Genomic DNA, 19,413 nt, shown 5'->3' on the forward strand with positions numbered 1-19,413 from the left:
ATCTTACCCGTCTCTCTTGGAGAAGATGCCTACCGCCTTTTTTAAGATATCACGTTCAAGCTTTGTTTCTTCTAGTTCTTTGCGAAGTCTCAATAACTCTTCCCTTATTGGATCAGAGGATATTTGTTTTTCCTTGCTAAGTTTACCTTCTTTGTGAAGTTTTCGCCAATTAACGAGACTTTCTTTACAGATCCCCAATTCTTCAGCTACCGAGGATACATTGCCTCGCTGCTCACTTAAAGATACTGCTTGGATCTTAAACTCTAGACTGTAATTTTTTCTGATCTTTTTCATACTCTTAAAGATAAAGAGTATAAGAATTGTGTCCTAACAAAGTTAGCAACTCCAAACTAATGGTGTTACTTTAGATTCTGCTTTTTGGGGTTCCTCAGTATTTTTACCGTTAACATTAGTTCCTCTGTACCGTTGGTTTCCTGCTTCATCGTACTTAAAATAAACTTCAGTTTGAGAAAAACCTAAAAAGCTTATAAACAGTGAGAATATAGAAAGTAGTTTTGTTTTCATTTGTTCTTTGGTTTTTAGTGTTTAGTATCTAGAAGTTGTTGAACCTGCTCTTTCAGCTTCTTAAGTTCTTCGGATTGCTTTTCTAACTTTTCAATTTTTTCAGATTGAGATTTTATCTGCTTATTCTGTTCAATCGAATAAAGAGTAAGTTCTTCAATTTTCTCGAGAAGTTTAGCGTCCATTTCACCTAAATTAATACCGTTTTTCACCACTTCATCAGCCGATGGAATATTCGGCAAATGCCCTTTTTCCTGAATATGTTGTTCTACTTCTTCTAATGAATTAAGCTTATAATCATTTTTTGAATACATAGTCTGCCCAACCGTTGGCAGAAGCAAGATCAACTTTTACTTTTTCAGCTCTTATCCCATCTTTAACAAATAATCTATATTCACTACAATCTCCGCAAGAACTGTTAGCCGAAGTGCCTAGAAAAAGCTTACCATTAGCTTTTAAAGAGAAAAAAAGTTCATATTTACTTGATGTAGGTCATCCGGCAACATCTATTACTCCCGGATTATTCGGCTGATATTTTCCATATCTCATAAAAAATAGTGACATCCCATTATCTACACTTGGATGATCATTACCAATATAGAAAACGTCACTATTTATATTTGCTCCAAAAGCAGATTGCCCCTGAACACTTAAAATTAATCTCGGATCAGGAGCAGTACCTATACCTACGCTTCCTGAAGAATGAACTCTCAATCTTTCTAAATTATTTGTTTTAAGTACTAAATCTTGTGTATCTGTTGTTCCTACGAAGTTATTTGCGGGAGTAGTTCCTGCATTCCCTGTTATATTCCAAGTTTGTGAAAATGTAAGAGTAGATAATAGAACACTTGCAATCAATAACAATTTTTTCATAATTGTGTTTTTTAAATATTTTTGCAAAGCTAATATTATTTTCCACAATTGAGGATTTATTTTTAAAATATTTTAATTCAACATGTTACGTACTATTCTATGTTAGTAAAATATCAATAAAAATAAAATTCCATTTTTTTAAAAATCAATAAAAAAATTTTACATACATCTTCATATTGTTAATAAATTACTTCATTTTAAATTAAAAACAAAAAAACTCAAGATCGCTCCTGAGTTTTAATATTATATAAAAATAATTATTTTCTTATAAATCTTCTGCTTCCGCTAAAAGCTCTACAATATCTTTAACAACAACTTCTTCATTCTTGTTAAAGTGCTTCACACCATCTGTCATCATTGTATTACAGAATGGGCAACCTGTAGCAATCACTTTAGGTTCTAAAGCTAGAGCTTCTTCAGTTCTTTCAATATTGATGTCTTTGTTACCCTTTTCAGGCTCTTTAAACATTTGTGCGCCTCCCGCTCCACAGCAAAGACCGTTGGTCTTGCAACGTTTCATTTCTACAAGCTCGGCATCTAACTTTTCAAGCAACATTCTTGGCGCTTCGTACTCATTATTTGCTCTTCCTAAATAACACGGATCATGGAAAGTAATTTTTTTACCTCTGAAAGCTCCCCCTTCAATTTTCAATCTACCCTCTTCCATTAGTTTTCTAAGGAATTGCGTATGATGTATCACTTCAAAATTCCCTCCTAAACTTGGATATTCATTTTTCAGTGTATTGAAACAGTGTGGACAAGCCGTTACGATTCTTTTAACTTCATAAGCATTCAGAACTTCAATATTCGTTAAAGCCATCATCTGGAAAACGAATTCGTTTCCGGCACGTTTTGCAGGATCTCCGGTACAGCTTTCTTCCTGTCCTAGAACAGCAAATTCAACGCCTATTTTATTGAGTATTTTGCAAAATGCTTTCGTAATTTTTTTGGCGCGGTCGTCAAAACTTCCCGCACAGCCAACCCAAAATAAAACTTCGGGTGATTTTCCTTCGGCAGCGTATTCTGCCATTGTTTTTATATGCAAATCCATTTATTGTAAAATGTATTTTATATTAATGTAAAGTGTATTTAAAATTTTCAAGTTCAATCAATCCTCGATTTGAAGTTTTTTATACTGAAAAATTAATCATTCGCCCAATTCAAACGATCTGCCTGATTATACTGCCAAGGTGCAGCATTGTTTTCTACATTCGTCATCATTAGATTTAATTCCTGCGGAGCAGCGGACTGTTCCATCACTAAGAATCTTCTCATTTCAAAAATAATAGAAAGCGGATCTAATAATATAGGACAGGCTTCAGTACAAGCGTTACAAGTCGTACACGCCCAAAGTTCTTCTTTGGTTACATAATCATTCAGCAACTTTTTACCGTCATCAACGAATGATCCGTTTTTGTCGATATTTCTTCCAACTTCTTCCAATCTGTCTCTTGTTTTCATCAAGATCAATCTCGGGGAAAGTTTTTTACCTGTAATATTCGCAGGACAAACTGAGGTACAACGACCACATTCTGTACAAGAATAAGCGTTTAACAGTTGAACCTGATTTAAATCAAAAATATCTTCAGCACCAAATTTAGAGGGAACATCAGCTTCCGAACCTTCTGCCAGAGCAGCGTAAGGATCTGCATTGGGATCCATCATCAATTTAATTTCCTTAGTTACAGAATCTAAATTGTTGAATTTCCCTTTCTTCTCTAAATTGGCAAACCAAGTACTTGGGAATGCTAAAATTATATGTAAATGTTTTGAATAGTAAAGATAATTCATAAAGAAAAGGATTCCCACAAAGTGGAACCACCAAGCTGCTTTCTCAGTAAATATCAAGAATCCGTTATCAAAACTGAAAATTTCTAAAAACGGAACAAAAATCATTTCGCTAATCGGAAATGATCCAAGATGATGAAAACCTTCCACGCCTCTCGTTTGTAGAATAAGATCAGATGCATTCATTTTAAAGAAGGCCATCATTAAGGCAAATTCTATGATAAGAATCCAGTTGGCGTCATTCTTTGGCCATCCGAAAAGCTCTTTCATTGTTAATCTCTTAACACCATAGAAGTTTCTACGGATGAAGAACACTACAACACCAATCACTACAAGAAGTGCTAAAACTTCTAATGTAGCCGTAAAGAAACCGTAAAAAGTATGTCCGAAAATTGTTGCTAAAAATCTGTGAGTTCCGAAAATTCCGTCAACGATGATTTCTATTAATTCAATATTAATAATAACAAAACCCACATACACAAAAAGGTGTAAAATTCCGGCAACAGGACGCGCCGTCATTTTGCTTTGTCCCATTGCAACTCGTGCCATGGTTTCCCAGCGTTCCGGTTTATTATCACTTCGGTTGATCTTTCTTCCTAATCTGATATTTCTATATATCTTTTGCAGACTTTTTGCAAAAAGCCCAAACCCTGCAACTAATAAAATCAGAAAAATAATATTATCGATATATTGCATAAGCTGTATTAATCTTTATTGTTCTTACCAAAAACCGAGAAATTGATGTATCTCTTAGGATTGGCTTTCATATCTTCAATTAACGAGTTCAGGTTGGTAGATGCTGAGTTCAGATTGTTGTAAAGCTGTTCATCTTTCATCAATTTCCCTAAACTTCCTTGTCCGTTATCAATACCTCCGATAACTTGGTTAAGCTTTCCTACTGTAGCATCTAAATTAGCAATGGTAGCATTTAACTTTTTAGTATCAATACTTTCCGCAAGGTTTCCGTATTTATCTAAAGTAACTTTACCTGTCTGCATTGTTACACTTGCATCATCCAATACTTTTTGAAGTTTCGGATCATTGTGACCTACCAAAGTATTTACACTTCCCGCAGTAGTTTGTAAAGCACCAACAGTTTTGTTAAGATTAGCAAGCAATAATCTGATCTCCTCTCTGTTCTGTGCATTCATAACTTGGTTAGCGTTTGCCATCAAAGAGTCAACACGGTATAAAACAGTTTGTAACTGATCTTTAACCGGACCCACCTGAGAAGAAAGGCTTCCCAAAGTACCCAATTTGAAAGCTCCCTGTAAAGTATCGCCATCTTTTGCAGATGCTCCGCCATATGCCAAATTAACTCTCATTTCTTTACCTGACATTAATCCCGGTTCAAAAATTTCAAGTGTTGACTGTTTTGAAAACTCAAAATTATTATCAACAGTAACTTTTACGATAAAATGAATTTTTCCGTCTTTTGTAGTCTGAGGAACGATTTTGTCAACCTGCCCAACCTTCAATCCATTGATAGAGACGGGAGAAGATTGCGCTAATCCCTCAACGTTATCATATTTCGCGTAAAATATATTATCGGTAGTAAAAAGGCTTCTTCCTTTCATAAATTGGAATAATATCACAAAGCCAACAATGGCTAAAATTGCTATTACGCCAGCTTTTAATTCTTTACTGAACTTCACTTGCTAAATTTTTTCTAATGAGCAAATATAACACATTTTAAATTAATGTTTTCTTTTATTGCTCTGCGTTAAATACAAAAAATGCGGCAAAAACTTTGCCGCATTTTATATGAATGAAATTAAATTTCTTATTGTTGTTGAGCTCCTACTTTATTCCAGATCTCGATTCTGTAATCATCGATATCAGCATTGTCCTGTAAGCTCTTTAACCAAGCCTGCCCGAACATTCCTGAGTTTCTCTGAGTAACAGACTCTGTGAACTGTTTAAGATCTCCAGGTTGTTTGTTGGTAGTTTCGTTCTTTTTGATTAAAACATAAACTCCTGTTCCGCCTTCAACCGGATTAGAAACTTTTCCTTTTGCAACACCAAATGCAGCACCAGCTACTTTAGGCTCCATTGAACCTGCAACTGATGGGTTTAATAAGTTAACCTGTGCAGATTGTTTTGTTGTTGCAAATAATTTAGCAATTTGATCCAGACTTGTCGCTTTAGCAGCAGCAATCTTATCAGAGATTTGTTTTGCAGCTAATTTATTTTTAACAATTGTTTCAATCTGATCTCTTACAGATTCAGGATCTGCAAGACCTTTTTCTTGTTTTCCGTTTAGGTAAACTACAATTTTATCTCCTGTTCCTTCTACAGTAAAGAATTCTGTATCCCCTTTCTCTCTTTTTTTATCAAAAGCCCAACCTAAGATTTCAGCATCTTTATCTGTTCCTAAACCTTGAATTTGTCCGTCAAATCTCTTAGCCTGTTTAGGATTTGAGAATTGATAGTTTGATTTTTTAGCAATATTCACGAAATCGTTGAAAGATTTCCCTTGAACTTGCTGGATAAACCTTCTTGCTTTCTTGTCTGTATCAGCTTCAGTAGCATCAGAAGGCTTGATAGCTTTCACTAAGTTAGCCACTTTATAACCCATTGATCCGGCTTTCTTATCTTCAATATTGATGATATGATATCCGAATTGAGTTTCTACAACACCGGTTGCACCTTTAGGATTGTTCGCTAAATACGTTAAGAATTCAGGAACGAAAGGAGTTTCAGGAGTCGTCCATCCTAAGCTACCACCTTGAGCAGCAGAGTTTGGATCATTTGATAACTTAAGGAATTCCGTGAATTTAGCAGGATTTGCTTTTACGATAGCTCCAATAGAATCTGCCAATTTCTTAGCCTGCTCCTTAGATCTTGTAACGCCTTCCCCTGCAGGACTTCCTTTGAATGCAATAAGAATATGTCTAGACAATGTAGAATCCGAAGTCTTTTTACCAACTAATTTAGAAACTACATAGAAGTTTTGCTCTTTGTAAGGCCCAAAAATCTGTCCAACTGCTGCAGTTGCAATCTGTCCCTGTACAGCTTGTGGCAATTGAGTTGGCTTTAAATACTGATTATTAAAAGGCATATCAGAATTAGCCGTTACAAACATAGAATCGTTCGTTGTATTCTGGAAGTTTTCTTTTCCTCCACTAGCATCAGTACCGCCAGAGAACAGTTTCGTGATCTCTTTCTGAGCTGCTGCATCATCAGCCGCACTTGGCTGAGAAGGGAAATAAACTACACCGATATTTCTGCTGGCCTCTGTTTTAAACATCACAGGGTGCTGCTTAATATAATTAGCCAGATCTTCAGTCTTAACGTTTATTTTAGTTTTTTGAAGATAAGCAGTGTAATCCACTTTCACAAAATCGATATCAGCTAACTGATCTCTTTCTCTCATTAATTCTTCTGCTTCCTTCTTACCTGTTGTAACACCTGTAGAAATATTTGCAAATACCTGTCTCGCCATTAGTCTGTATTCAACAGATTTTCTGGTTTTCAACCACTGGTTGTACCCTTCAGGACTTGCAGCCTTCATTTCTTCGATCTGTTTTTTAAGCTCCTGAGTCTTAAAGTTTCCTTTTTCGTCAAAGAACTGTTTTTGTTGAGCAAACATCTGATCATACTGAATCTGGTTCCAGAAGTAATCTTCCGTCATTTCAAACCCCATTTTCTCGAATTGCTGCTTAATCAGTTTGGATTGCACCAATAACTGCCAAGCCTGTTCTTCAAGACCATTTTTCGGTTGATTTTGCTGCTCAGCCTGCTGTTGTAGAACGAAAAGCTGATCATTATACTCCTCACGGGTAATTTTTTCACCATTTACTTTTCCTAAAACATCAGGATTTTTACCAAAAACCTTATCAATACTATCGGGATTCACCAGGAACGCCAAAAGCGCCAGTGCAATTACTCCCATCAAAAGCCAAGGCTTACTCCTAATCTGTCCTAAAATTGCCATTTTATAAATTATAGTTTTTTATCAGTTTGCGAAAATACACATTTTTAAGAAATTACGGAAATCCTAGTTCTTTATTTTAGTTTTTAAAATTTTATTTATTCAAAAAAGGAAATTTTGACCGTATTTTTTAGCAAAAAACAAATGGCATAGGTATTGTGCATTTTAGAACAATATAATATGCCGCACATTTTCAAAGCATATTATGAAAATCTACTTTAACGATTTAAAACGGAAATGACAATTTGTCATTCGATTAACTATGACAGAATTTGAAGATATAAGTTTAGAGGAAATGATAAGTGACGGATTTGATATTGTAGCCGAGGAAATCAATCTTTCTGATCTTGCGGAGACTGAAAAAAATTCAGAACAAAAAATATTCCCTATCCTTCCTGTAAGAAATATGGTAATGTTTCCTAATGTGGTAATTCCTATTACTGCAGGAAGAAAAGCATCTATACAGCTCCTTGAAGAAGCACAAATAAACGGAGATTTCATCGGAATTGTAAGCCAGAAAAACTCAGATATTGAGCAACCTACGGAAAAAGATCTATATCATACCGGAACTTTAGCGAAAATTATTAAAATAATAAAACTTCCTGAAGGTAATATCACGGCTATTACTAAGGGCTTCCACAGATTTAAGATTAAAAAAATCATTGAGACTCAACCTTATTTCAAGGCTGAAATTTCAAAATTAAAAGATGGAAAAGCTAAAAATAAAGAAGAATATGAAGCTTTATTGGAGAATGTTAAAGATTTAGCATTAAAAATAATTGAGCTTGACCCGAATATTCCTAATGCGGCCAATTTTGCCATAAAAAACATCAATAATAACGATGACCTTTTAAATTTCATCTGTACCAACGCTAATTTCCCATCAAGTGCAAAGCAAAGCCTGCTTGAAGAGAAAAACTTAATGGAAAGAGCCAATAAGTGCTATGAAATGATGCATGAAGATTTCAGAAAATTAGAATTAAGAAATCAGATTCATCAAAAAACATCAAAGGATCTTGACAAACAACAGAAGGAATATTTTCTAAATCAACAGATTAGAACAATTCAGGAAGAGTTGGGTGGCGGACCGGAAAGTGATGTTGAAGATTTAATCACAAAAGCAAGCACTAAGAAATGGAATGCTGAAGTTGAAGAACATTTCCAAAAGGAAATCAATAGGTTACAACGCCAAAACCCGAACTCACCGGACTATAATGTTCAGAGAAATTATTTAGATTTCTTTACAGATCTTCCTTGGGATACGTTCACCAAAGATACTTTTGACATCGAAAAAGCTGAAAAGATCTTAGATAAAGCTCATTTCGGACTAGAAGACATTAAGAAAAGAATTTTGGAACACATGGCTGTTTTGAAATTGAAAAATAACATGAAATCCCCTATTTTATTATTGGTAGGCCCTCCGGGAGTTGGTAAAACTTCATTAGGAAAGTCTGTTGCTGATGCTTTGGGTAGAAAATATGTTCGTGTTTCGTTGGGTGGACTTCATGACGAAAGCGAAATCCGCGGACACAGAAAAACATACATTGGCGCGATGGCGGGAAGAATTCTTCAATCCATCAAAAAAGCCGGAACATCTAATCCTGTGATTGTTTTGGATGAGATCGATAAAGTTGGAAAAGGAATTCACGGAGATCCGAGTTCGGCACTTCTTGAAGTTCTTGATCCTGAACAAAATAAAGCTTTCTACGATAATTTCTTAGAAATGGGCTACGACCTCTCTAAAGTAATGTTCATTGCAACAGCAAACTCATTATCAACCATTCAAACTCCGTTGTTGGATAGAATGGAGATCATTCAGATTGCGGGCTATACTTTGGAGGAAAAAATAGAGATCGCCAAGAGACATTTAATTAAAAAACAACAGGAAGAAAACGGTTTGACGGTAAAATCTTTCAAACTTGGAAATCCTGAATTAAAACACATTATTGAAGCACACACTTCCGAAAGCGGGGTAAGATCCTTAGAGAAAAGACTGGCTTCCATCGCTCGTTGGGTAGCTCTGCAAACAGCTTTGGTTAAAGAATATGATTCTAAAATTTCTCTTGAAAAAGTAGATGAAATCTTAGGTGTTCCAAGACCGAAAAGTTTATCTGAAATCACAGGAGTTCCGGGAGTTGTAACGGGTCTTGCCTGGACAAGTGTCGGTGGAGATATCTTATTCATTGAAAGTATTTTAAGCAATGGAAAAGGAGCATTAACGATGACAGGTAACCTGGGAACGGTAATGAAAGAATCGGCAACCATTGCTTTGGAATATATTAAGGCAAAGCACGATGAACTGGGAATTTCTCAGGACGATCTTGAAAAGAAAAACATTCACGTTCACGTTCCTGAAGGCGCTACTCCAAAAGACGGTCCTTCTGCGGGTATTGCTATGCTGACTTCAATGGTTTCTTCTTTTAAAAATAAAAAGGTAAAACCACATCTTGCCATGACTGGAGAAATTACTCTTCGAGGTAAAGTTCTTCCTGTAGGCGGAATTAAAGAAAAACTTCTTGCAGCAACCAGAGCAGGAATTAAAGACGTTATTCTTTGCGAAGCCAACAGAAAAGATGTTGAGGAAATCAAGAAAGATTATCTTAAAAACCTAAACGTACATTACGTCAACAGAATGGAAGAAGTGGTAGAAATTGCCCTTGAAAAATAAATTTACATATTCAACTTCTCAATAAATGAAACACGTCTCAAATCTTTGGGGCGTGTTTTATTTTCGCCATTTTTAAATAGAATTTTAGTTAATTTAATGAAAAAAAGCCATCAAGTCAGAGGGTTTTAGTATTTTTATACTATAGATTTTGATTTATGAATTTTCTCAAACTTCCTTTCCTTGTCAAACTCACTTTGGTTGTGATTTCAATTATTGGACTGGGCTATCTTTTGGTGCTGGGGCAGAGTATTTTGGCTCCTTTCTTTTTGGCATTTTTGATGGCGATGTTGTTTTTGCCGATCGCCACTTTTATGGAAAGGAGATTAAGATTTCCAAGAACGGTATCCACAATGGCTTCCGTTTTAATCATGCTAACCATTTTAACAGGACTTATCTACTTCTTTGGATCTCAGTTATCAAGCTTCAGCAAAGATCTTCCGCATTTGAGGATGCAGTTCAATACTGTTTTTAACAATTTACAACATTGGGTATCAGATACTTTTCATGTTAAGATTGATGAACAGTTAGATTATCTTAATCAAGGTTTAAGTAAGCTTTTATCTTCATCAGGTGTTATCTTAGGATTTACTTTCGGAATATTTTCAACCGGTCTTGGCTTTATTGTGTTTTTTATTCTTTTCTTCATTTTTATATTAAATTATAGAAGAATTTTAAATAGTTTCATCGTTACAGTTTTTAATGAAAAACATAAAGCCAGTGTACAGGAAGTAGTGAACGAAGTACGAGTAATGACAAAGAAATACATCATCGGTCTTTGTCTGCAGGTGTTTATTGTATCCATCCTTACTTCTGTTGTTCTTTCTATTTTAGGCGTAAAATATGCCATTCTTCTTGGAGTTTTAACCGGATTATTAAATGTAATTCCATATTTGGGAATATGTATTTCGCTGTTGATTTCTTGTTTCATTGCCTTTGCAACCGCTACCCCATCCACCTGCATCTACGTAATGATCGGTTATATTGCCGTTCACATTGTTGACGGAAATATTATTTTGCCATTTGTAGTAGGCTCAAAAGTGAAGATCAATGCCTTATTTTCTTTTGTAGGAATTCTTTTGGGAGAACATCTTTGGGGAATTGCGGGAATGTTTCTTTGTATTCCGGCCATTGCCATTATTAAGATTATTTTTGAAAGAGTGGAAGGCTTAAAACCTTGGGGAAAATTATTAGGCGAAGAAGAAAAGCCTAATAAAAAGAAGAAGAGTTATAAAATATCGAAGAATATTACGTTAAAAGAGATGGATTGAGTTATGAGTAATCTCCAAATAATATAAAAATTAAACCCTCAAATTGAGGGCTTTTATATTTTTTATCCTAGAGGACAAAGAGGCTGTCTTCCATCTGAACAATATTGATCACAAAGAATATAAGAACCATCATTTGGGCAATATCCATATACAGGGCCATCAGGACCACCTCCAGAACCGCCTAAACATTCATGACCAGCTGGAATTTTACAAGGACATCCCACAGGCCCAATGTCACATTTTTCAATACCTCCATTAATACCTTTTAAATCTCCACGATTTAGTTTTTTAAGATTTTTCAACATAATAATACTTGTTTAATTATAATTTGTAAAACAAATATATAAAATTCAACAACATCCAAGGAATATATTTTATTAAAAAGAGAATTTTATGGAATCTATTTCAAATTACTTAATAAATAAGAATTTTATTTACTTTTGATAAAAATTTATTAATCATGAAAATCGTTAAATTTATTCTATGTCTGCTTTTCGGACTTATGTTTATTAATGCCGGTCTCGATAAGTTTTTACACTACATGCCAATGCCAGCTCTTACAGCTGATCAAACAAAACTTTTCGCGGCTTTCGGAGAAATCGGATGGCTGATGCCTTTAGTCGGTGCTGTAGAAGTTATTGGAGGCCTATTATTTATCTTTCCAAAAACTAGAGCTTTAGGTGCAATCGTAATTTTACCTGTAATGGTCGGAATAGTTTTACACAACGTTTGCAGAGCACCTTCTTCAATGGGAATCGGAATTTCTGCCGTTTTGTTTTTAATCAATCTTTGGATTATTATTGATAACAAAGAAAAATATAAAGCTTTAGTAAGCTGAAAATTGTGAATGGTGAATAGTCAATTTGCTTTGCTTGTCAATTTTAAAAATTCACTTGCGGAGCAAATTGACTATTCACCATTCACAATTTTATACAAATGCACTAAATCCAGTGATCGATCTTCCGACAATCAGTGAATTGATCTCTTTTGTTCCTTCATAAGAATAAATTGCTTCTGCGTCAGCAACAAATCTCGCGACATCATATTCAAGCAAAATCCCGTTTCCTCCCAGAACTTCTCTCGCTCTGGAAACTATATCTCTTGTTCTCAGCGTACAGAAAACTTTCGCTAAAGAAGCGTGTTCATCCTTTAAAATACCTTCATCCTGCATTTCAGACAATCTGAAAACCATCGTTTGCATTGCGGTAAGATTGGATAACATTTCAACCAAATGCCCCTGAATCATTTGAAAAGAAGCAATCGGCTTTCCGAATTGTTCTCTCGTTCTCGTATAAGCCAAAGCGCTCTCGTAAGCTCCTCTTGCACAACCTGTTGCCATCCAGGCAACTCCCGCTCTTGTCATTCTTAATACTTTTCCTGTATCTTTAAATGAATTGGCATTTTGCAGCCTGTTTTCTTCGGTAACTAAACAATTTGTCAATGTAATTAATCCGTTTTGAACAATTCTCAACGCCATTTTTCCTTTAATTTTCTCAACTGCATAACCAGGATTATCTTTTTCAACAATAAAACCTTTTACTTCACCATCGTCTAAATCTCTTGCCCAAATAATAATTAAATCAGCAAATGTTGCGTTCCCTATCCATTTTTTCTGGCCGTTCAGAATCCAGCCTTCAGGAGTTTTTTTGCAGGTTACTGTTAATCCGCCAGCCGCTCCGGAACCAACTTCAGGTTCTGTTAGCCCAAATGCTCCGATCTTTTCAAATTTTTGCATTTGAGGAAGCCATTTTTGTTTTTGCTCCTCAGACCCACAAATATAAATGGATCCCATCGCCAAACCGGACTGAACGCCAAAAAATGTAGCAATAGAAGCATCAATTCTCGCCATTTCCATGGCAATAACTCCTTCCATCAAAAATGGCATTCCGGGACAGCCGTAACCTTCGTAAGTCACTCCGCAAATATTCAACTTTTGAAATTTTGGAATTAATTCGTGTGGAAATTCATCTCTCAGCCAATAATGATTTACCAAAGGTTTCACTTCTTTTTCCATGAAAGCTCTTACTTTAAGTTGAATTTCTCTTTGCTCAGGCGTCAAAGTGTGATAAATATCGTAGAAATCTCCGTCAATCGGCGGAAGTTCTTTCTTTTTCTTGTTGGGATCGAGCATTTTCATCAATCCTCCCAATTGTTTATCGTCTAATGTAGAAAAGTTCTGCATCAGTTTGGGGAGATCAACCTTTTGAGAAATTACACTTAGCTGATCAAAATCAATTGATCTGAATAATTCTATCGCGTTTCTGATTTTGGAAAAAGTATTAGACATAGTTATCGTATGATTTTGGTTTGTAAAAAATATGCAAAAATCAATCCGAAAAATAAATCACTCAGCTATATTTATTTTACAAAATATTGATTTCCAATCTATTAAATCAACTTTTTGCTTTACAAATTTTTTACTCGCAATTTTCAAACATTACAAATGACTCAGTCTCAACTTTGGGATAAGCAAAAACATTAAAACATCTACTTATGAAAACTACTTACATCAAATTATCATTAGCAACAGTTCTTTTATTAGGAATTCATTCATGTAAAAAAGGAGAAGCTACAGCCAATAAATATGAGCTTGAAGCTACAGCAGATTCTGCAGCAGCCGTAGTTTCAGACAGTGTTTCGTCTGCTGCAACCATGAAAGTGAAAGACAAGCAATTCATCAAAACTGCAGAAGTAAATATGGAAGTGAAAGACGTATATGAAGCAACAATTTCCATTGAAAAATCTATTCAGGAGCTTGGCGGATTTGTCACAAAAAGTAATTTACAGAGTAATGTAGTTTCGGAAGACACTTACAATACTTCAAGCAATGACGCGATGTTGGTTAAAAAATTTCAGACTGAAAATACGATGCAGGTTCGTGTTCCGACTGATAAATTGGGTGAACTTTTAACTTTAATTAATGATAAAAAATTATTCTTAAACTCAAGAATTATCAATGCAGAAGATGTAACTGCCGGAATTAAATACGCTGAACTGGAAGGAAAAAGAATAAAAAAAAGCAGTGAAAATATTTCTCAATTAAAAGCCAATAAAGACAAAGTGAAATTAGACGACGATAATATGTCTGAAAATAATCAACAGCAATTGGCAAATATGAACGTTGCAGATAATTTGAAATACAGCACCGTTGACATTTACATTAAAGAACCCAAACTTAGAATTGCCGAAATCGCCGTTACCAACACGAAAAACATTGACAATAAATATAAATTCAATTTCATTTATGATGCGAAAAATGCTTTTGTGGAAGGTTTTTATTTAATTCAGAGAATTGTGGTGGGATTAATTACGATTTGGCCCATTTTATTGATCACAACAGCGATTATTTATTTGTTGAGAAAAAGAAAATATTTTAAAAAGCCTGATCAGATTTAATTGAAACTATCCTAACCGTCTTGGTTATCAACATAATTTTAGATTTTATTGGCCTCCGTATTTACTGCGGAGGTTTTAGTTTTTTTGAAATTTAAATATTTCTTATCAATCACAAACATTCACCCCATTCATTTTTTCCTTAAATTTGCAAATTAGAAATTTAACTGCAACATTTTTTTAGAAATTTTTATTCAAAAAATTAATTTCTGGAATTAATAATCTAAATCCCTAAGAAATATATGTTATCAAAAATAAATCCTACACAAACAAACAGCTGGAAAGCTCTCGATGAACACTTTGCAGGAAATGATTTCGAATTAAGAAGCCTTTTCCAATACAATCCGAGCCGTTTTGAAGAGTTTTCATTAAAAAGGGAAAATTTTCTTTTTGATTACTCTAAAAACTTAATTGATTCAAGAACGAAAGAACTTTTATTAAATTTAGCGGAAGAATGTCAGTTGAAAGATGCCATTTCTAAGATGTTTTCGGGAGATAAGATCAACGAAACGGAAGGAAGAGCAGTTCTGCATACAGCTTTGAGGGATTTTTCTGATAAAGAAATTTTGGTTGACGGTGAAAATATCAAACCACAGATCAAAAGAGTTTTAGACCATATGAAATCTTTCTCTGAAAGCATTATTTCAGGATCACATAAAGGTTTTAGCGGAAAAGAAATCACTGATGTTGTGAACATCGGAATCGGTGGTTCAGATTTAGGACCGGTAATGGTCGTTTCAGCGTTAAAACATTTTAAAACAAGATTAGACGTTCACTTCGTTTCAAACGTAGACGGAAATCATATTGCAGAAGTTGTAAAGAACTTAAATCCTGAAACAACTTTATTTATCATTGCTTCTAAAACCTTCACGACTCAGGAGACAATGACCAATGCCAATTCAGCAAAAGATTGGTTCTTGAAAGCTGGAAAACAGGAAGATGTGGCAAAACACTTTGTAGCTTTATCAACTAACGTTCAGGCAGTTAAAGACTTCGGAATTGCAGAAGAAAACATCTTCGAATTCTGGGATTGGGTTGGAGGAAGATATTCACTCTGGAGCGCGATCGGCTTAAGTATCGTTCTTTCAGTTGGATATGAAAACTTCGAACAATTATTAACAGGAGCTTTTGATACAGATCAACATTTCCAGACAGAAGATTTCTCTGAAAACATTCCTGTTTTAATGGGATTAACGGGAATTTGGTATCGTAATTTCTATGCGGCGACAACGTATGCAATTTTACCTTACTCTCAATATCTAGACAGATTTGCAGCGTATCTTCAACAAGGAGATATGGAAAGTAACGGAAAATGTGTTGACAGAAACGGTGAATTTGTAGAATATGAAACAGGGCCAATTATTTGGGGAGAGCCAGGTACGAACGGACAACACGCTTTCTATCAATTGATTCACCAAGGAACAGAATTGATTCCCGCTGATTTTATTGCCTATGCGAAAAGTCCAAACAAAGTTTCTGATCATCAGGATAAATTATTAGCTAACTTTTTCGCTCAGACTGAGGCACTTGCCTTCGGAAAAAAAGAAGAAGAAGTTGAAGAAGAACTGAAAAATGCAGGAAAATCTGATGAAGAAATTGATTTCTTGCTAAATTATAAAGTCTTCCAAGGAAACACGCCTACTAACTCAATTATTTTCAATGAATTAACTCCATTTTCATTAGGTCAGTTGATTGCATTGTATGAGCACAAAATATTTGTTCAGGGAGTTATTTGGAATATTTTCAGTTTCGACCAATTCGGAGTTGAATTAGGAAAAGTATTGGCAAACAAAATCTTGCCGGAACTTGAAAATAATGAAGCAATTAGCTCTCATGATAGTTCTACGAATGGATTGATTAATTATTATAAAGGAAATAAATAACAAGATAATTGATGAATGATTTGATGAAATAATGAAAGTAAAACTCATTTAAAGCATTCATTTTCAATATCTAAAATCTAATAAAGTAATAAAAAGTAAAATGGCACAAATTCTTGACGGATTAAAAGTATCCAAAGAAATAAAAGCAGAAATCAAGGTTGAAGTTGATAAGATCATTGCAGGCAAAAGAAGAGCCCCGCATTTGGTTGCTATTCTTGTTGGAAACAACGGAGCGAGCAAGGCGTATGTAAATGCTAAGGTAAAAGACTGTGAAGAAGTTGGTTTTCAATCTAGCCTAGTTAAATTTCCAAGCACGGTTTCTGAATCTGAATTGTTGGAAAAAATCGAGGAACTTAATAAGGATAAATCTGTAGACGGATTTATCGTTCAGTTGCCTTTACCCGATCAGGTTGATCAGGAGAAAATCATTAACGCGATCGATCCAAGAAAAGATGTTGACGGTTTCCACCCTACCAATTTCGGGAAAATGGCTTTGGAAATGGATACTTTCTTGCCTGCAACACCATTCGGAATTTTAACATTATTGGAAAGATACAATATTGAAACAAAAGGTAAAGACTGTGTCATCATCGGAAGAAGTAAAATTGTAGGAAGACCAATGAGTATCTTGATGGGAAGAAAAGATTTCCCTGGAAATTCAACGGTTACACTTACACATTCTTACACAAAAGACATTGAAGAATATACTAAAAAAGCAGACATCGTCATTACGGCTTTAGGTGATCCTCACTTCTTAAAAGGTGAAATGATCAAAGACGGCGCAGTAATTGTTGACGTAGGTATCACAAGAGTAGACAACGATTCTCCAAAAGGATATTATTTGGCTGGTGATGTAGATTTTGACAGCTGTGCAGAAAAAGCAAGCTGGATTACACCAGTTCCGGGAGGAGTTGGACCTATGACAAGAGCGATGTTGATGAAAAACACCATCATTGCTTATAAGACTTCAGTCTATAACGACTAATTTTAAAATGAATAAAGAAGAAGATATTTTATTAAAAGAAGGTAAAATGCTCCCTGTGATGGAGCATTTTTACACTCTTCAGGGAGAAGGAGCACACACGGGAAAAGCATCATACTTCATTAGATTGGGAGGTTGCGACGTCGGGTGTCATTGGTGTGATGTAAAAGAAAGTTGGGATCCGACTTTACATCCATTAATGAATGCAGAAGAAATTGCAGAAACAGCTGCCAAACATTGTAAAACCATTGTTTTAACAGGCGGTGAGCCCCTAATGTGGAATCTTGATATTTTAACATCCAAATTGAAAGAATTGGGATGCACGATTCATATTGAAACTTCGGGAGCATATCCTATGAGCGGGCATATCGACTGGATTACGCTTTCACCAAAGAAAACAGGGCTTCCAAAAGAGGAAATTTATGAAAAGGCAAGCGAGCTTAAGGTAATTGTTTTCAATAATAACGACCTTAAATTTGCACAAGAGCAGGCTGCAAAGGTTTCAGCAAACTGTAGATTATATCTTCAAAGCGAATGGAGCAAACGTGATGAGATGTATCCTAAAATTACGGATTTTATTTTAGAGCATCCGGAGTGGCAGGCATCAGTTCAGACTCATAAATATCTTAATATACCATAAAAAAACGTAATTTAGCTCTTCGTATCCGTTATAAAAGCCGATAGATGCAAAGAATTCGATATTCCAGATATTTAAAGTCGATAATTATCTTGCTAGACCTTTTGGTTATAGCGTCTGTTTTCGTATTCTTTTTTGTAAGTAGAAATGAAAATTTAAAGTACAATCAGGAAACCTGGTATCAAAATGTTTTTTCTCTGGCCTTATTATTTATGTTCTGGATGCTTTTAAGCGGCAGAACAAAAATTTATAATATTCCGAGAAACTTAACGTATACCCTATTTCTCGAACGCCTTTTAATTCACTTTTTGCTGTTTATCCTTGGGGTTTTATTGATCGGAAAAGTAAGCTATAACGTATTTTTTAATTCTGACATTTACTGGTTATCATTTTATCTTTTTTTCTTTATATTTTTTGCAAAATCTATTATTTATTTCGGTATCAAGTACTTCCGTAGTCTGGGTATTAATTATAGAAACATAATGTTTCTGAATGAAAACAGTTCTACAGAAATATTAAAAAATATATTCAGTGAAAGAAAAGATTATGGTTACAAAATTTTTGAATACAATAAATCTGAAATCAATTCTTCTGAATTGATAGAATTTTGGAAAAATAATGGAATACATACTTTATTTTTTCCATCAGAAAACTCGTTTGATGAAAAAACAGAAGATGAAATTTTCCGACTGGCAGAAGCTAATAAAGTTCACATTTCATTGGTTCCGAGTATCACACAAAGTGATTTTTTCCTTTATGATCTGGCGTATATTCAGACTCAGCCCGTTTTAAATCAGGCTAGATATCCTTTAGATTATTATTCAAATCATTTACTGAAAAGAATTTTTGACATTACCTTTTCATTCTTTATATTAATTTTTGTTTGTTCATGGTTGTTTCCAATCATTGCAATACTAATAAAAAGTACTTCTAAAGGTCCGGTCTTATTTTTGCAGAAACGATACGGTTTTCATGAAGAGGTTTTTAATTGTATTAAATTCCGAACCATGATTGTCAATGAAGAATCTTCCACCAAAACAACTGAGGAAAATGATTCGAGAATTACCAAAATCGGTAAATTTTTAAGGAAAACAAGTCTTGACGAAATGCCACAATTCATTAATGTATTGAAAGGTGAAATGTCAATTGTCGGGCCAAGACCCCATATGTTAGCCGTTGATAATTATTATAAACCGAAGATCGGAAGATACAGTTTAAGAAGCATGGTAAGCCCCGGAATTACGGGTCTTGCACAGGTAAACGGGCTACGCGGAGATTCGGGCGATAAAGAAGTGGAAATGAATAAACGTATTCTGGCAGACGCCTTTTACGTTAGAAACTGGAGTTTTGTCTTGGATATGGTCATCATTTTGAAAACCGTATTACTGGTGATCACAGGGGATAAAAATGCAAAATAAAGTAAGGCTGAGAATAAGATTAAAACCAAACCCTAACCTTAGCTTTA

Annotated in this window: 18 protein-coding genes; 8 read left to right on the forward strand and 10 right to left on the reverse strand. The window is 34.8% G+C overall.

The genetic code is table 11. The annotated features are described in order from the left end of the window. Positions 1-3: 3 nt before the first annotated feature. The 8 genes from BT156_RS07925 to BT156_RS07960 all read right to left on the reverse strand — a co-directional run bounded on the left by BT156_RS07925 (position 4) and on the right by BT156_RS07960 (position 7,120). Complete coding sequence (locus BT156_RS07925) at positions 4-294, reverse strand: transposase (protein WP_034676731.1); 291 nt, start codon at positions 292-294, stop codon at positions 4-6. A 42-nt stretch (positions 295-336) separates the two neighbouring features. Beyond that, positions 337-525, reverse strand: coding sequence for a hypothetical protein (locus BT156_RS07930; RefSeq protein WP_072408930.1), 189 nt, complete (start codon positions 523-525; stop codon positions 337-339). A gap of 14 nt (positions 526-539) precedes the next feature. After that, the gene (locus tag BT156_RS07935; RefSeq protein WP_185116583.1) at positions 540-869 is read right to left on the reverse strand and encodes a hypothetical protein; all 330 of its coding nucleotides are present in this window, start codon (positions 867-869) and stop codon (positions 540-542) included. A gap of 145 nt (positions 870-1,014) precedes the next feature. Beyond that, positions 1,015-1,395: a hypothetical protein gene (locus BT156_RS07940; RefSeq protein ID WP_072408934.1), complete on the reverse strand. Its 381-nt coding sequence runs from the start codon at positions 1,393-1,395 to the stop codon at positions 1,015-1,017. A gap of 265 nt (positions 1,396-1,660) precedes the next feature. After that, complete coding sequence (locus BT156_RS07945) at positions 1,661-2,446, reverse strand: (Fe-S)-binding protein (protein WP_072408936.1); 786 nt, start codon at positions 2,444-2,446, stop codon at positions 1,661-1,663. Positions 2,447-2,538: 92 nt separating this feature from the next. Then, positions 2,539-3,879 carry a 4Fe-4S dicluster domain-containing protein gene (locus tag BT156_RS07950; protein ID WP_072408938.1) on the reverse strand — a complete coding sequence of 447 codons (1,341 nt, stop codon included), beginning with the start codon at positions 3,877-3,879 and terminating at the stop codon, positions 2,539-2,541. A gap of 8 nt (positions 3,880-3,887) precedes the next feature. Further along, the gene (locus tag BT156_RS07955; protein WP_072408940.1) at positions 3,888-4,838 is read right to left on the reverse strand and encodes an MlaD family protein; all 951 of its coding nucleotides are present in this window, start codon (positions 4,836-4,838) and stop codon (positions 3,888-3,890) included. A gap of 128 nt (positions 4,839-4,966) precedes the next feature. Beyond that, entirely contained in the window at positions 4,967-7,120 is a 2,154-nt protein-coding gene (locus tag BT156_RS07960) for a SurA N-terminal domain-containing protein (protein WP_072408942.1), read from the reverse strand. A 259-nt stretch (positions 7,121-7,379) separates the two neighbouring features. Between BT156_RS07960 and lon the strand changes: the two genes are divergently transcribed. Both lon and BT156_RS07970 read left to right on the forward strand, forming a co-directional pair. Beyond that, complete coding sequence (gene lon / locus BT156_RS07965; RefSeq protein WP_072408944.1) at positions 7,380-9,785, forward strand: endopeptidase La; 2,406 nt, start codon at positions 7,380-7,382, stop codon at positions 9,783-9,785. Positions 9,786-9,940: 155 nt separating this feature from the next. Next, positions 9,941-11,053 (forward strand): AI-2E family transporter, encoded by a 1,113-nt coding sequence (locus BT156_RS07970; RefSeq protein WP_072408946.1) that lies wholly within the window; start codon positions 9,941-9,943, stop codon positions 11,051-11,053. A gap of 62 nt (positions 11,054-11,115) precedes the next feature. Here BT156_RS07970 and BT156_RS07975 read toward each other — a convergent pair whose 3' ends face one another. Then, positions 11,116-11,358, reverse strand: coding sequence for a bacteriocin-like protein (locus tag BT156_RS07975; RefSeq protein WP_072408948.1), 243 nt, complete (start codon positions 11,356-11,358; stop codon positions 11,116-11,118). 155 nt (positions 11,359-11,513) lie between these two features. On the opposite strand from BT156_RS07975, the gene BT156_RS07980 reads away from it, so the two are divergent. After that, positions 11,514-11,891, forward strand: a complete 378-nt coding sequence (locus BT156_RS07980; RefSeq protein ID WP_072408950.1) for a MauE/DoxX family redox-associated membrane protein — start codon at positions 11,514-11,516, stop codon at positions 11,889-11,891. Between the two features lie 90 nt (positions 11,892-11,981). Here the strand turns inward: BT156_RS07980 and BT156_RS07985 are convergent, their stop codons facing one another. Further along, the gene (locus tag BT156_RS07985; protein WP_072408952.1) at positions 11,982-13,340 is read right to left on the reverse strand and encodes an acyl-CoA dehydrogenase family protein; all 1,359 of its coding nucleotides are present in this window, start codon (positions 13,338-13,340) and stop codon (positions 11,982-11,984) included. Between the two features lie 206 nt (positions 13,341-13,546). Between BT156_RS07985 and BT156_RS07990 the strand changes: the two genes are divergently transcribed. The 5 genes from BT156_RS07990 to BT156_RS08010 all read left to right on the forward strand — a co-directional run bounded on the left by BT156_RS07990 (position 13,547) and on the right by BT156_RS08010 (position 19,366). Next, complete coding sequence (locus BT156_RS07990; RefSeq protein ID WP_072408954.1) at positions 13,547-14,449, forward strand: DUF4349 domain-containing protein; 903 nt, start codon at positions 13,547-13,549, stop codon at positions 14,447-14,449. A gap of 239 nt (positions 14,450-14,688) precedes the next feature. Beyond that, a complete protein-coding gene (pgi, locus tag BT156_RS07995; protein ID WP_072408955.1) occupies positions 14,689-16,329 on the forward strand; it encodes a glucose-6-phosphate isomerase in 1,641 nt (546 codons plus the stop codon). A 100-nt stretch (positions 16,330-16,429) separates the two neighbouring features. Further along, complete coding sequence (locus BT156_RS08000; RefSeq protein WP_072408957.1) at positions 16,430-17,314, forward strand: bifunctional 5,10-methylenetetrahydrofolate dehydrogenase/5,10-methenyltetrahydrofolate cyclohydrolase; 885 nt, start codon at positions 16,430-16,432, stop codon at positions 17,312-17,314. Between the two features lie 7 nt (positions 17,315-17,321). Beyond that, positions 17,322-17,951 (forward strand): 7-carboxy-7-deazaguanine synthase QueE, encoded by a 630-nt coding sequence (locus BT156_RS08005; protein ID WP_072408959.1) that lies wholly within the window; start codon positions 17,322-17,324, stop codon positions 17,949-17,951. Positions 17,952-17,995: 44 nt separating this feature from the next. Then, positions 17,996-19,366: an exopolysaccharide biosynthesis polyprenyl glycosylphosphotransferase gene (locus tag BT156_RS08010; RefSeq protein WP_072408961.1), complete on the forward strand. Its 1,371-nt coding sequence runs from the start codon at positions 17,996-17,998 to the stop codon at positions 19,364-19,366. The last annotated feature ends 47 nt before the right edge of the window (positions 19,367-19,413 follow it).

The organism is Chryseobacterium limigenitum, from assembly GCF_900114875.1.
Taxonomy (GTDB): Bacteria; Bacteroidota; Bacteroidia; order Flavobacteriales; family Weeksellaceae; genus Chryseobacterium; species Chryseobacterium limigenitum.